We start from the raw sequence: 14805 nt of genomic DNA on the forward strand, positions 1-14805 counted from the left end.
TCTAAAAATCCAATAACGCACAGAACCCTCGGAAACTCCTCTTGGAATCCCAAGGATTTGTGATGCACGTTATGAACTTTTGCATCATCAATCTGACGTACGGTGGGGTGGGGGGACAGGGTTAGTTAGTTTCCCATTCTACTAAAATGAATTTCTGGATGACCTCTAAGCAATTCCGGAACCTCTTCTTTGTTTAAGATTGAGGTGAGATCAAACAAAGCGCCGTTAGATGCGGTTCTCATCCGTCGGATTATGCAGCCTGCCAAACGGTAAAGTTTGCCCGGTCGTTCCACTCTTAAGGTGCCTCCAGCTTTGTATACTCTGCCCCCAAAAAAATAGATTCTAACAGTAAAACTAGAAGTAGGTATTTTGGAGGCAGAACTTATAAAGCAAATATTTTTGAAGATGTCAGACTTACTCAAACGAAACAAAAAATAATTCAAGTCTACAGTTTAAACTTCTGCATCAGCAAGTGTGGGTGTGTTCAAGCGTAGTTTCTATTGTTTTGTCTTATTCAATTTATTCTCGATCGCATTAGATATTGCATGCTTCCAGTTCTTTGCGTAAACCTCTTTGTTGAACTTGCTATCAATTTTGTGATACGCAGTTTGCCCCATCTTGATTGCTCTGGCTGGATCATTGAACATTTCAATCATCTTATTGGCTAGCTCTTCTATATTATTTTTCTCAATAAGGAACCCATTTACTTCATTATCAATCATCTCTCTTGCACCATATCTAATATCATAGCTTATTACAGGTGTAGCGTTAGCCATGCTTTCGAGTATAGACAAGCCAAAGCCCTCTGTTTTTGATGTTAGAATACTAAACAGAGCTTTTTGATATTTATCATTAGGTTTCTTTGTATATCCATTCAGGGTTATGTTGTCATTTAGACCAAGAGTATCGATCAGATTCTTAAGGTTTTCCTCTTGGTTACCTTCTCCCCAAATATCAAGTTTTGCATCTGGAACATGCTTCACTACTTTGTCAAAAGCCTTTATGATATGGGGAATGTTTTTTATTCCAGAAAGTCTCGAGACTACAACAGCAGACTTGATATCCTTATTTCGGGCTATCTCCTTGAGTTCCTCATTACTTATCTTTGTTTCATAAGAGTGAGGGACTACAGAAATATTGTCTTTTTTACCAAACCTAGACTCCATATCCTGCTTTTGATGATTCGTAAGAACAAGAATGCCATCCAGACTGTCCATTTTCTCTATACAAGGCTTGAGTCCTGGTGGAGTATCAGAGTCAATTTCAAATGGGGCAAGTAAGTGATTGCTATGTAGTCTCCATATTTTCACTGCTTGATTATTCTTTACGCTGAGCATAAGTGGATCTGTTGCACGAGAATCTGATATTAGTATAGGTCTTTCAAATTTATCAATGACACGCTGTATCCATTTCACTTTTAAGGCATCATCGTTTGGGTAGGTAGCCTTGATGCCGCCAGCCTTGTTTAACCAATTTACCCTTGTTGCCTTTTCTGTCTCTGGATTAATCCACTTTGATAAATATGCCTTCCCTCTGTTGTCATAATATATTATCTGTCGAGGCTTGTTCGTTGTGTAATCCATGAAAGTTACTCTTCTTATATTGTAATGAGAGTCATAAACTTCTCTCTTTGTTCGGTATCTATTTTCATTAAAATAATCAATAAAGTTTAAAGAGCCATTATCATGATATGCTCTGTAGCGTACATACAGCCCATTCTCGTATTCTCTAAAAGCATTGTGTCCTTTACGCTTGTCTAGATACCCAGTTCTTTTGGGCTCTTTCTTTCTCTTATTCTTCTTCTCAAATCCTAGCAGTGACTCGTATAGGTTTAACACCTTGACATTCTTCCCTAACAATCCAAGGCTTATTAATTCGTCTTTTATCTTTTCATATCTTGTATTGAAATTAAACGTAAGAAGATAGGTATCGTACCCCATCTCTGAGAGGGCTTTTGTTTGGGCTAATACAGCTTTGGTTAAGCCGCCACGATTAACATCCAAGGAGTTTGTTAGAACAAATAAGCTTTGCTTTTTCATCAAATCAACCTCTCATAAATTTATTGAGTCCTCCATACCAAAAAGAACTGGAGGGCAATGGCCGTCTTGCCCGTTTCCTTATGGCTTGCTAGGTAATGCTGGGTCTGTAGGTGTATTTGTGTCGCCAAATTTCCTTTCGATGGCAGTCCCGCCGGCGCTGTCCTGCTACCCAAGCACTCCATAGGTGGACACAGGACTCTTTGACGAACAGGCGAGTAGAGGTCTGCTCACCCAGATTCCCTGTTTTCTTGTGCTACGCTCGATTCTTCCCTGTTATAGTTTCATCCGCCAGGGCGGCCGCCGGAATGTCCATACCCTTGCGGTACGACTCGTCGGAGGCATCCAGAAGTTTCTTTCATAATAAACGTTCTTGCTCATGACGTCTAGGAAGGCGTAACCTTCCCCGAATTGATCGTAGCTTGACCTGAATTCGACTGCCTTCTCTTTTCCTCTTCACGGACATTGCGGCTGTTGGACGCTCACAAGACCTTCTCGTGCAAATTTATTGGTAATGGGCCAAGCCTTTTGCTCGACCTCATGGTTTGACGCGCCTGCCGGTCGGTTTCAGCTCCAATGATTATTTCTCCATTCGTGGTTTTGACTTGATTGTACCGGAAGAGGCTCAGCCCATGCACCAAAACGGTCTTTTCGTCAGCGTTGTCTTGACTGGGAGATGACCCAAGAGAAACTGCTCCAGCTTGCTCTAATTTCCCTGTTTTACCTTTTTGAAAAAATGCCATTCAACCGGCATGTAGAAGGAACACAGTTACTAATCCGCGTTTTCAAGCTGTGTTTTATCCCGTCAACGGTCGACATCATTCAGTAACTGGATCTGTTTAGGACGTGGAATGCGATTTCGTTCGTGACGTTGCTTTTAAGTACACCCTTACAATTGCGCTGACCGCCTGGGCTATTGAGCGTTCCGTCAGCAAGAAGGGGACGCGATGAATACAGCCATCACTTACTCGGCTCGGGGCACACGCAACAGGCCACTAAGACCAATCCGAAAAACGCCACGACACCGATTGCGATCCAGTTTTCCAAAATGGTATAAGGCATTCCGACGCTCAGCGTCGTCTATGTTATGATTGCCGGCATCGGCGGCGCGGTGTTCGGCATTCCGATTCTGAATAAGCTGGGCATTCGCCATCCGGTCGCACGGGGTCTCAGCATCGGCATCGCGTCACACGGCTTCGGCACTGCGAAACTTTTTGAGACGAGTGACAGGGAAGGCTCTGTCAGTACCGTTGCCTATATCCTGATGGCGATTCTGATTACGATTGTTTGTACGGTCTTTTTCAGTTGAGGAATCAAGAGAATAACACGGACAAATTTACTCAAATTGGAAATTAAAATTAGATATAATGATGTTATATTTATTTTATTATGATTAAGTTAAAAACGAACAGGCAACTCAACGAAATTAATTTGTTGCGTGCAATTGCTTGTATAGCAGTTGTACTCACCCATTCAATCACTGATTATATCCGAACATATGACCCTTCTCTCTTTGGTCAAGAGCAATTCATAACCTATTTTCGTTTCACACTCCTTTGGGCGACGCCCGTTTTTGTAATGATATCCGAGGTCCTTATTTCAAAGAATTATCCTGATGGAGTAAGGAAAGGGTTTCTATTAAAACGCGTCAAATATATTATGATTCCATATATTTTAATTGGGTTGATCAGGAGCTACATGCACTCAGAAGGCGAATGGTCTGTCTTTTTCCAGCGCGCCTGGGAAACAGTTGTGCTTGGGCACTGGCACGGGTTCTTTGTTTTGGTCATCTTCCAATTTTATATATTGCATATTTTGCTATGGCGCTTCTTGAAGAAAACTCATCCTTTACCCCCGATTCTAATTTCCTTTATCTTGTCATTTACGTACCTGTATGTTCATGCAGGTAATAAGGACTTCCGTATATTCATTGATCAAGTTTATCCTTTTTGGGATCGGACCCTCTTTATCGGTTGGTTATTTTATTTTGTAGTAGCTTTCTATATTGGACGGGATTATGAAAAAGTAATTAACTTTTTCGCAAAGCATTTCTATATCCCGGTCATCGGTGTTATTGTTTCATATCTCATGATTATGAATAAGGTCATGAACAGGGTCTTTGTATCTGTAAAAAGTGACCGGTATGACATGCTCATATTTGCATTATCTGTCTTTATCATTGCATTGGTTTTATTGAGAATGATTAAAAACCCTAACCAAACACTGATTAAGTTAAGCCATTTTTCTTTCTTTATATACCTGACACATCAGCTGACGCTTCCTTATTTAAGCCAACTCACACAGACAGTGGCTAATGATGTTTGGTCCCATATCATCATTTTGACTTTCTTGGGTGTGGCAACTTCTATCGGCTGGGCAATGCTTTTTTATGAGTCCCGATTAACAAAGCCGTTTACTGGGAGAATTAAAATTCTGGACCAGCCTGTAAAGTGAACAAAAGACGGAACAGCGCCGTCCCGGCACACCGGGACGGCGCTGTTGTCCGTATAGTCATAATAAAAACTCAGAATGCCCCCGAACCGCCACCACCGCCTCCGGTTCCTCCACCCGAGCTGGATGAGTAGGTTGCGGAGCTCGAATAGGCAGCATGCTCACCTGCCACGGCAAAGGAGCGATTCATAATCAGCGGGTCATAAACAATTACGGCCGGCGACATATCAGAGGCAGGCTGCCGTGTGTCCGCGAATCGGGCAAACTGCAGGTCGATGTCTTTGTTTTTCGTGCCGATGGCATAAATGTATCCCCTCAGCCGGTCTTCGCGCGACATGGATGTCCATTCATCGGCTCCCGCATTCTTGAACTGTCCGGTAAAGGTCTGCCACTGTTCACGAAGCAGATGCCCTTTTTCACTGAGCGGCCGGTAGAACGCGGCTCCGACCAGTGCGGCCAGTGCAAGCGGGATGGCAACGGCCAGATGGATCCAGGCCTCCCTGATGCCAAAGTAGATGGCTGTGCCGGCGAGGATGCTGCCGGTGAGGGCGAGAAGGAAGGAGATGCCGGGACGGGATTCTTTCAGACCGGCTTCTTTGAGCTCACGCGAAACGGTGCCGCTCCATTCCGCTACACGATTGCTGTACTCTCCGGCCTCCTTATCATCTTCGGTCCGTCTTTTGAGTTCTTCCAGGTCGAAGCCTCCGGTGCCGTCACCAAAGCTGTCGAAAAGGAAAGAGCGGAATATTTCTTCATGCTGATGTTCCGGCGCCTTGTCTGTCTCCTCGAACCGGGTTTCGGATACTTGCACCACCTGTCCCTTCCGGATGAGGTCGAGAAGCGCGGCAGAAAGGCGTTCCGGTCCGGTGTCAATGGCAGGGGACATGAATTGCATGGCAGCCGGCATGCTAATGATCTCTTTAGGCGTCATGAAGCCGGAAGCATCTGCTTCACGTCGTGCTTCCGCAGATTTTCTGCGCGAGAGGTTCCATTCTCTCCAGAAGACACCGAGGAGGAGCAGGAAGGCTGCGGGAATGACGATATTCCCGGCCAGAACAGCATTCCGGTTTCGTGCTTCCGCAGCTTTCTGTTCCTCGGCAAGCCGTGTCCGTTCAGCGGCAATCGTGTCGCGGATTGTTCCGGGAACGGGATTCAGGGAAGGGAACAGGGAGGCATCGAAGACCACACGGATATCGCCATTTTCCCCCGAGTCGACATGGCCCATGTTAAACCGGGCTGTGCCATCCGGCTCGGCTGATCCGATACCCGCAGCCTCATCGTAGCCGATCAGCTCCGTTCCTGAAGACGGTTCCGGCGGTTCGACGGTGATCGTCATGCTGCCGTAATCCGATTCATTGCGGTCGTCAAAAAATGGCCAGTAGAATTCTGCTCCGTCCTCGTATAGGGTCACTGCATCTTCAATTGCATACCGGAGTTCAACCGTTATAGTTTCGTCTTTGCCTCCTCGAAATACTTTGTACACATCCCCGTCTTTCTCAATGCGGAGCGGCTGTCCATCCTCGAATGCGCTGAATCCGGAGATGTCGGTGCCCTCTTTGGGGACGAGCATCCGGGTCACCCCATTAAAATCACCATCAAATTGATAAGTGTGGTATTCGGTCACGCTGACCGTTCCATTTTTGTCTGCTATGGCTTCGATCCTGCTGTCCGTAATTTCGAAGTCAACAGCCAATGCGGCCGCCGGAAACAGGAACAGCAGAAGCGTCGCCGTCAGGAAGGTTCTGTACAGTCTGGTCATCACGACCGCCTCCGTTTCAATTCGGTTATCTGTTTATACGGAACAGGCAGTGGCCTGGTTTCATGCGCTGCTGAATTGCAGTTGGATTTTTCATGAATATTTATCTAATCTGAAGGTTCTTTGCTGTTCGACTTGTTTGCGCTTTCTTTCTATTGCTATAATGGCTTCAATCAATAGTTCGAAAGAACGGCTAACCAAAAGGGGGATTTTGTATGAAGAAGAAAAAATGGGCAGCACTCGCGGCAGGCACCATGTTGAGTGCAATGGTGCTTGCTGCATGCGGCGGTGACGACGGCGGTTCTGCCGGGGGAGAAGGAGAAGGCGGGGGAGATTCGGAAAGTCTTGATACACGGATCGTGACCATTGCCACCGGCGGTGCATCCGGCCCTTACAACATCATTGGCACCACGCTGGCAAGCGAGTATTCAGACGCGTACGGCGTCAACTCAAAGCCACAGACAACGGGCGCTTCAGTTGAAAATATCAACCTGATCAAGGAAGGCAAAGTTGAGATGGCATTTGTGATGAGTGATGTCCTCACGGAAGCGGTGGACGGCACCGGCAACTTCAGCGAACCGGTCGACCAGGTCCAGCAAATTGCCGCGCTCTATCCGAACTTTGTTCAGATTGTGACGACGGCGGACTCGGGCATCAAAACGGTGGATGACCTGAAGGGCAAGCGGGTTGCGGTAGGCGACCAGAACTCGGGTGTCGAAGTGAATGCCCGCAACTTGCTGGAAGGGCACGGAATCACCTACGACGATATTGAAGTCGACTACCTTGGCTATGCCGAGGCGGCTGACGGCCTTCGTTCCGGACAGATTGATGCGGCATTCCTGACGAGCGGCCTTCCGAATTCCTCTGTTCTCGAACTGTCGAAGAGCCTGGATCTGAGCATGGTCTCCGTCGATCCGGCAAAAGTGGAAGAGATCGCAGAAGAACAGCCATATTTCATCTCTATGGAAATCCCGGCGGATACATACGGCAATGAAGAAGCCGTTCCGACTGCAGCCATCATGAACGCCCTTGTCGTATCGTCCGAGCTCTCGGAAGACGACGTCTATAAACTGACGCAGGAATTCTTCGACAGCCTGGAATCACTTGAAAACTCCCACCAGGCGGCTTCCGACATTTCTCTGGAGGGGGCACAGGAAGGCATGGTCGCACCTGTCCATCCGGGAGCGCAAAAGTACTATGATGAGCAATGAAATCCAAAAGCTTCATCTTCGGGGGCATAGCGGTCGTTATGCTCCTTCTTTCTCTTTCAATACGCGTTTCCGCCATCCGTGTCACTACAGATGGCTGGCAAGAAGATATTCCCGTCGGCCGGTTTGAAGTCGGCTGGATCCACTCGGTGGAAAAAGAGCCGTGGTTTGAAACCTATGAAGTGCGTGACGGGAAGCTCTATCTCACAGAAACCCGGTTTAAGACATTCGGGGCAGGCGTTCCATCGGATGGGAAAATCATTCCGTCGGATGATGGTTTCGTCCATATGGCCCTCGAACAGGAAATCGGAGAACTGACTATTTCAACATCTGCCGATGTCCGGACGACCTTATACACGAACAAAGGCGACCGTCCGCTTTATGATCCCGGAGGGGAACGGTGGACGGTCAGAATCACACATCAACAGGTGCCGCTTTGGCGGCTGATCGGAGGTGCCCAACTTGAGCGAAACTGAGAAAAAAGGAATTGCTGCGGAAACGGAGTTTCTGGATGAACAAAAGCAAGAAGCGCTGCTTGAGAAATTTGATGCAGATTCCAGAACACGGAAAATCAGCAAACGGACGGTTGTGCTGTTTATTACGATTGTCGCCATTATGTATTCGGTCTTTCACCTGTACACGACGTTTAATCCGATACCGGCGCTGCAGCAGCGCGCGGTACACGTGGCAGTCGGGGTCGGGCTCATCTTTCTGCTTTACCCGATGACCAAAAAGCAGAGCCGCAGCCGGGTTCCCTGGCTGGACTGGCTGCTGTTCATCGGGGCCATTGCAACGGCCGGCTATCTGATTTCGCAATACACGGCCATTGTGACGACGAGGGGCGGAATCCCGAACACGGCAGACATTGTAATGGCCATCGTGACGGTCCTGCTTGTTCTGGAGGCGGCACGCCGGGTAACCGGCTGGATACTGCCTGTGCTGGCACTGACTTTCCTTGCTTATCCATTCTTCAGCCATATGCCATGGGTACCGATCAGCATGGCGACGCGGCCGTTTGATCTGGGCGACATCTTCGGTCAACTTTACCTGAAGACGGAGGGGCTTTACTCGACGGCCATCGGTGCTTCCGTGAATTTCATCTTCCTGTTCATCCTGTTCGGCGCCTTCCTGGCCAAATCCGGGATGGGACAGTTGTTTAATGACCTGGCGCTCGCTCTCGCGGGCCACAAACAGGGCGGGCCGGCGAAAGTCGCCGTCATCTCCAGCGGCTTCATGGGCAGCATCAACGGTGCAGCCGTGGCGAACGTCGTCGGAACCGGTGCATTTACCATTCCGATGATGAAGAAAATCGGCTACTCGAAGAACTTCGCCGGAGCGGTGGAAGCGAGCGCGTCTGTCGGCGGTCAGATCCTGCCTCCGATCATGGGTGCCAGCGCATTCATCATGGCCGAAACCACCGGTGTTGAGTACGGAACCATTGCCCTAGCCGCACTGATCCCGGCTCTCCTTTACTTCCTGGGCGTCATCATGCAGGTCCACTTCCGTGCGGGCCGCAGGGGGCTGAAGGGAATTCCAAAGGCTGACCTGCCACGCGTGAAAGAAGTGCTGAAGGAAAGAGGGCACTTGCTGCTGCCGATCCTGATCCTCATCTTCCTGCTGTACCGGGGAGTCCCGGTCGGCCAGACGGCGATTTATACCATCGTTGCGACCGTCATTATCGCGGCGATCCGCAAAGAGACCCGGATGGGCTTCAGAGATATTCTTGCCGCGCTTGACAGCGGTGCCCGGCAGTCGCTATCGGTCATGGTTGCCTGTGCGGTGGTTGGAATCATCATCGGCGTCGTCAGCCTTACAAGTTTCGGAAATGTCATGACCTCCTCCATCGCAAGCCTCGGAGCGGGTTCCCTGTTCCTGACCTTGTTCTTCACGATGCTTGCATCAATGGTTCTCGGGATGGGGCTTCCGTCGATTCCGGCTTATATCATCACTGCGACAATGGCGGCGCCGGCTCTTGCGGAATTCGACATTCCGATCATCGTTGCGCATCTGTTCGTGTTCTACTTCGGGATCTTTGCCAATATCACACCGCCTGTGGCTCTGGCTGCCTTTGCGGGAGCCGGAATTTCCGGCGGAGATCCGATGAAGACGGGTTTCCATGCCCTGAAGCTTTCTTCGGCCGGTTTCCTCATCCCTTATCTGTTTGTCTATAATCCGGCCATGCTGATGCTGGATACGGAAGGCATTGCCACAAATGCAAGGGAGTTCGGGATGGCTGCGCCGGTTGATATCCTGCTGATCACGGCAACAGCAGTGATCGGGATCATCGCTTTAAGCGCCGCTATTGAGGGCTATTTCCGGACAGATATGAATCTGGTTTTCCGGATTCTGCTCGGGGCAGGGGCCATCGGGATGATCATCCCGGAAACCTATTCTGACGTGATTGGCATCGTGATCGTAGGTGCGATCTTCGTTGTAAACTTCCTGAAAGAGCGGCGGGAAAGCAGTCCGGCCACAGCCTGATAATAGAAAATCAGTCCTGCAGATCCGCGTTCCCCGAAACCGTCTGTCCGACCGGGCATAACGGTTCCGGGGGATTTTTTCGTTTGCTCCCTCACTAAAGCGCTGAACATTCTTCCAATCTGGCTGTTCCTATCCCGTGTTCATTGTACAATGGGGAAAAGGGAGGGATGGAATTGAAAGCGCATACAAACTTGGCTGCGGAAAAGGTCGTGTCCTACACAGGAACAGAACTTCATACAAAGGGGTGGCTGCAGGAAGCGGCGCTGCGAATGCTCATGAACAATCTCCATCCGGATGTTGCGGAGCATCCGGACCGGCTGGTCGTCTACGGGGGGATCGGCAAGGCGGCGCGAAATTGGGAAGCATTCGATGCAATCGTTGCCGCGCTGAAACGGCTGGAAAATGACGAGACACTCCTGATCCAGTCGGGAAAGCCGGTGGCCGTATTCCGTACAAACAGAGATGCCCCGAGAGTGCTCATCGCCAACTCAAACCTGGTTCCGGCCTACGCGGATTGGGAGACGTTCCACGAACTCGACCGCAGGGGCCTCATGATGTATGGGCAGATGACTGCGGGAAGCTGGATCTATATCGGTTCCCAGGGGATTGTGCAGGGAACGTATGAGACGTTCGCAGAGCTGGCCCGCCAACATTTCGGCGGTTCACTGAAAGGTACGATCACGCTCACGGCTGGCCTCGGCGGCATGGGCGGCGCGCAGCCTCTTGCCGTCACGATGGCAGGCGGAGTCTGTATCGCGGTCGAAGTGGATGAAAGCAGAATCGATAAACGCATCCGTACCCGCTACCTGGACACGAAGACCGATTCTGCGGATGAGGCAATCCGCCTGGCGGAGGAAGCGAAGAAAAATGGCAAGGCACTTTCCATCGGCCTGGTCGGAAATGCTTCCGATGTCCTTCCGGCGTTGCTTAAACACGGATTCATTCCGGACGTTCTTACTGACCAGACCTCCGCGCATGACCCTCTGAATGGCTATGTTCCGTCCGGAATGACAGTAAAGGAAGCGCATTCGCTCCGTCTTTCGGACCCGGGACTTGCCGTGAAAAAAGCGAAAGCATCGATGGCCTGCCATGTCCGCGCCATGCTCGGCATGATGGACAGCGGAGCGGTGACGTTCGATTACGGAAACAACATCCGCCAGGTGGCCAAAGATGAGGGCGTCGGGCGGGCATTTGATTTCCCCGGATTCGTCCCCGCCTATATCCGTCCTCAGTTCTGCGAGGGCAGGGGTCCGTTTCGCTGGGTGGCGCTGTCTGGCGATCCTGAAGACATCCGGAAAACGGATGAAGTGATTCTGCGGGAGTTTAGCGATAATGTCCACCTTTGCAACTGGATCCGAATGGCCCGAGAGAAAATCGAGTTCCAGGGCCTTCCTTCCCGGATTTGCTGGCTCGGTTACGGCGAGCGCGCCCGCTTCGGGAAAATCATTAACGATATGGTCGCATCTGGTGAGTTGAAAGCTCCGATCGTCATCGGCCGCGACCATCTGGACTCAGGATCTGTGGCTTCACCGAACCGCGAGACGGAGGCGATGAAGGACGGCTCTGATGTGGTGTCCGACTGGCCGATCCTAAATGCACTCATCAATGCCGTCGGCGGGGCGACCTGGGTATCTGTCCATCACGGCGGGGGCGTCGGGATGGGGTATTCTCAGCATGCGGGAATGGTAATAGTCGCCGACGGAACGAAGGAAGCGGAAGCGCGGCTGGAGCGGGTACTGACGACCGATCCGGGGATGGGCATCGCCCGTCACGCCGATGCAGGGTACGAGCTTGCCATCCGGACAGCGCGGGACATGGGCGTCGATATCCCGATGCTCGAAAAGGAGGATGATCTGTCGTGAAAAGACCTCTCTGGATCAAACATGCAGCACAGCTCGTGACCGTCACCGGCGGAAAGGGACCGCGGAAAGGGGAAGAGATGTCGGATCTCGGCCTGATCGAGGACGGAAGCGTCTGGATTGAAAATGGGAAAATCATAGCTGTCGGCACAACTGCCGAGCTTGAGGTCCAGTTCGGAGAGTGGGAGGAGGACGCCGATGTTTACGAGGCGGAAGACCGGCTCGTGACGCCGGGGCTGATCGATCCGCATACGCACTTCGTTTACGGAGGCAGCCGGGAAAAGGAGTTTGAAATGCGGCTTGAAGGAGCGTCCTATATGGACATCATGAATGCGGGCGGTGGCATTCATGCGACCGCCCGGCTGACGAGGGAATCGACAGAGGAGGAGCTGTACCGGCAGGCGGAACGCAGGCTTGATTCGTTTCTCCGGCATGGGGTGACGACGGTCGAGGGAAAGAGCGGCTATGGGATGGAACTCCAGACCGAGCTTAAGCAGCTGAATGTCATGAAACAGCTGAACGAACAGCATCCGATTGACATCATTCCGACTTTCATGGGAGCCCATGCCGTCCCGCCGGAATTCAAAGGCAGGGAGGATGACTTCGTCAGCCTGATCACTGACGAAATGATTCCGGCCGTGGCAGCGGAAAAGCTCGCAGTCTTTAATGATGTTTTCTGCGAAGTCGGTGTCTATACGCCCGAACAATCCCGGCGCATCCTGGAAGCAGGCAAGCTGCACGGTCTGGCACCTAAAATCCATGCCGATGAAATCGAACCTTATGGAGGGGCGGAGCTGGCCGCCGAAGTCGGGGCCGTCTCCGCGGAGCATCTGCTTAAAGCATCCGACGAAGGGATCCGGCGGATGGGGGAAGCGGGCGTGATCGCGTGCCTGCTTCCGGCAACTGCACTGTATTTGAGGGAAGAAGCAGCACGGGGCAGGGAAATGATCGACGCGGGTGTCCCTGTCGCCATCTCGACCGACTGCAATCCCGGTTCTTCCCCGACAACCTCGATGCCGCTTGTCATGAACCTGGCTTGCATTTCCATGAGGATGACACCGGCAGAAGCGCTCGTCGCGGCGACAATCAACGCAGCGCATGCCATCGGAATGCAAGGCAAAGCGGGTTCAATCGAGCCCGGCAAGCAGGCCGATCTCGTCATGTGGAACGTGAAAAACTATCAGGAACTCCAATACCTGTTCGGCGTGAACCACGTCGGCGCCGTTTGGAAAAAGGGAGAAAAAGTGATCTGACCAAGCTTGTCTGAGACCAAAACAAAAAAGCAGATGGCAGCCGGGAAAGCAGATACTGCTTTTACACCGGTACCGTCTGCTTGATTATTTAGGCAGGACACAACAATTTCTTTTCCTGATCGAAAGTACGCCGCATGATTTCTCTCTCGAGTAGCATGATGAAGCATGGATTGAGCCCGTGTGCAATCGCCGTAAGATAGGTGTCAATAAGCTGATCGTCTGTAAGTCTGTCCAACTTGTTCACCTCCGGTGGATGATCACAGCCTTGTGGATGCGGGGCGCATTTCCCACATTCACAATGTACCAAAGAAATAATTCGGGAACAACTGTTCCTTTATCCACAAAAACTGGTGGATAACTTGTTGATAAAGTGTGTGAATGATGCTTCATTGTATGTTCTTCGGTGTGGATGATGTGCATAGAGTTATCCACAGATTCTGGACAAGTCGGATTTTGTCGAAAAGTTTTCTGCCTTCTGCATCATCTTTCGGCCTCCAGCTACATAGAATAGCAGGTTCATTGAATGGCCCGAACCGGTATAATGAAAAGGAAACCATTAATCAGGCAGCGAATGGAGTGGATCATTATGGAGCAATTCCTGAACAGCCGGCAGACCGAGATGCTCGGCCTGCTCGAGCAACTAGTCAATATTGACTCCGGCTCACGAAACAAAGCAGGGATCGACAAAGTCGGAAGCATCTTGAAAGAAGCGTATGTCAATCTCGGATTTGACGTCCAGACCGTCAGCCAGGAGATCCAGGGAGACCACCTGATCATCCGGCACAACGATGCGAAGGACCCCGAAATTCTCATCGTCGCCCATATGGATACCGTCTTCCGGGACGGAACGGCGGCGGAGCGGCCGTTTTCGGTGAAGGATGGCCGTGCTTTCGGGCCGGGAGTCATCGACATGAAGGCCAGCCTCGTCTCGCTCCTGTACGCGGTACAGGCCATTCAGGACAGCGGCCGCCCGGGTCTGGATAATATCGAGATTCTTCTCACAAGCGACGAGGAGATCGGTTCGATCACGAGCCGTCCGATGATCGAGGCCCATGCGGAAGGGAAAAAGGCCGCTCTTATTATGGAGCCCGCGCGCAAGGACGGCTCGCTCGTCAGCGCACGCAAAGGCGGTGGAGATTACACGATCCGTGTACACGGCATAGCCGCGCACTCCGGCATCGAACCGGAAAAGGGGCGCAGTGCGACGGAAGAGCTCGCCCACAAGATCATCAAGCTCCATGCCCTCACAGACTATAATGAGGGCATCACGGTCAATGTCGGCATCATCCAAGGGGGAGACGCGGTGAATGTCGTTACGCCAGAGGCCGTCGGGTATGTGGATATCCGCACGACGAAGCTGTCGCAGGCAGAGCCGCTAGATCGCAAGATCCGGGAAATCTGCGCAGTGCCGGATGTGGAAGGAACAAACATCACCGTTGAGGGGGCCATCGACCGCCCGCCGATGGAAAGGACCGAAGGGACAGCCCGTCTGATTGAACGGATCCGGGAAATTGGTGCTGAAATTGGAATTGACGTGACCGATACCGCAACAGGCGGAGGAGGGGACGCATCCTATACCTCCGCTGCAGGAATCCCGACCATCGACGGGATGGGCCCGATCGGAGGGAACGCTCACCGTGAAGACGAGTATTTGGAAATCGACTCGTTCGTTCCACGCTGCCGTCTGCTTGCCGAAACTATCGTCAGTCTTTCGGAGCAATGATAAGGAAAGGACCGCACATCCATGACAATCCGGATGTG

11 protein-coding genes are annotated in these 14805 nt (G+C 51.2%); 8 read left to right on the plus strand and 3 right to left on the minus strand.

All coding sequences use genetic code 11. From position 1 onward, the window contains the following. Nucleotides 1–497 precede the first annotated feature (497 nt). Entirely contained in the window at nt 498–2039 is a 1542-nt protein-coding gene (locus tag KHA84_RS03140; RefSeq protein WP_213422073.1) for a glycosyltransferase, read from the minus strand. 1057 nt (nt 2040–3096) lie between these two features. Here KHA84_RS03140 and KHA84_RS03145 point away from each other — a divergent pair. Together KHA84_RS03145 and KHA84_RS03150 are read left to right on the plus strand one after the other, a co-directional pair. After that, nucleotides 3097–3345, plus strand: a complete 249-nt coding sequence (locus KHA84_RS03145; protein ID WP_336511087.1) for an LrgB family protein — start codon at nt 3097–3099, stop codon at nt 3343–3345. Nucleotides 3346–3425: 80 nt separating this feature from the next. After that, nucleotides 3426–4490: an acyltransferase family protein gene (locus tag KHA84_RS03150; protein WP_213422075.1), complete on the plus strand. Its 1065-nt coding sequence runs from the start codon at nt 3426–3428 to the stop codon at nt 4488–4490. A 70-nt stretch (nt 4491–4560) separates the two neighbouring features. Here the strand turns inward: KHA84_RS03150 and KHA84_RS03155 are convergent, their stop codons facing one another. Then, nucleotides 4561–6246, minus strand: coding sequence for a DUF2207 domain-containing protein (locus tag KHA84_RS03155; protein ID WP_213422076.1), 1686 nt, complete (start codon nt 6244–6246; stop codon nt 4561–4563). Nucleotides 6247–6458: 212 nt separating this feature from the next. On the opposite strand from KHA84_RS03155, the gene KHA84_RS03160 reads away from it, so the two are divergent. From KHA84_RS03160 to hutI, 5 genes are all read left to right on the plus strand, one after another. Then, the gene (locus KHA84_RS03160) at nt 6459–7454 is read left to right on the plus strand and encodes a TAXI family TRAP transporter solute-binding subunit (RefSeq protein WP_213422077.1); all 996 of its coding nucleotides are present in this window, start codon (nt 6459–6461) and stop codon (nt 7452–7454) included. Next, nucleotides 7451–7927, plus strand: coding sequence for a DUF1850 domain-containing protein (locus KHA84_RS03165; protein ID WP_213422078.1), 477 nt, complete (start codon nt 7451–7453; stop codon nt 7925–7927). Before KHA84_RS03160 ends, KHA84_RS03165 begins: the two co-directional genes overlap by 4 nt. Then, nucleotides 7914–9932: a TRAP transporter permease gene (locus tag KHA84_RS03170; protein WP_213422079.1), complete on the plus strand. Its 2019-nt coding sequence runs from the start codon at nt 7914–7916 to the stop codon at nt 9930–9932. Before KHA84_RS03165 ends, KHA84_RS03170 begins: the two co-directional genes overlap by 14 nt. 173 nt (nt 9933–10105) lie before the next feature. Beyond that, on the plus strand, nt 10106–11794 hold the full coding sequence (gene hutU / locus KHA84_RS03175) for a urocanate hydratase (RefSeq protein ID WP_236823099.1): 1689 nt from the start codon (nt 10106–10108) through the stop codon (nt 11792–11794). After that, nucleotides 11791–13044, plus strand: coding sequence for an imidazolonepropionase (gene hutI / locus KHA84_RS03180; protein ID WP_213422081.1), 1254 nt, complete (start codon nt 11791–11793; stop codon nt 13042–13044). Before hutU ends, hutI begins: the two co-directional genes overlap by 4 nt. Before the next feature lie 88 nt (nt 13045–13132). Here hutI and sda read toward each other — a convergent pair whose 3' ends face one another. Continuing rightward, nucleotides 13133–13288 carry a sporulation histidine kinase inhibitor Sda gene (gene sda, locus KHA84_RS03185; RefSeq protein WP_336511074.1) on the minus strand — a complete coding sequence of 52 codons (156 nt, stop codon included), beginning with the start codon at nt 13286–13288 and terminating at the stop codon, nt 13133–13135. 342 nt (nt 13289–13630) lie between these two features. On the opposite strand from sda, the gene KHA84_RS03190 reads away from it, so the two are divergent. Continuing rightward, nucleotides 13631–14767, plus strand: a complete 1137-nt coding sequence (locus KHA84_RS03190) for a M20 family metallopeptidase (protein ID WP_213422083.1) — start codon at nt 13631–13633, stop codon at nt 14765–14767. Nucleotides 14768–14805 lie beyond the last annotated feature (38 nt).

The organism is Bhargavaea massiliensis (genome assembly GCF_018390575.1).
Classification (GTDB): Bacteria; Bacillota; Bacilli; order Bacillales_A; family Planococcaceae; genus Bhargavaea; species Bhargavaea massiliensis.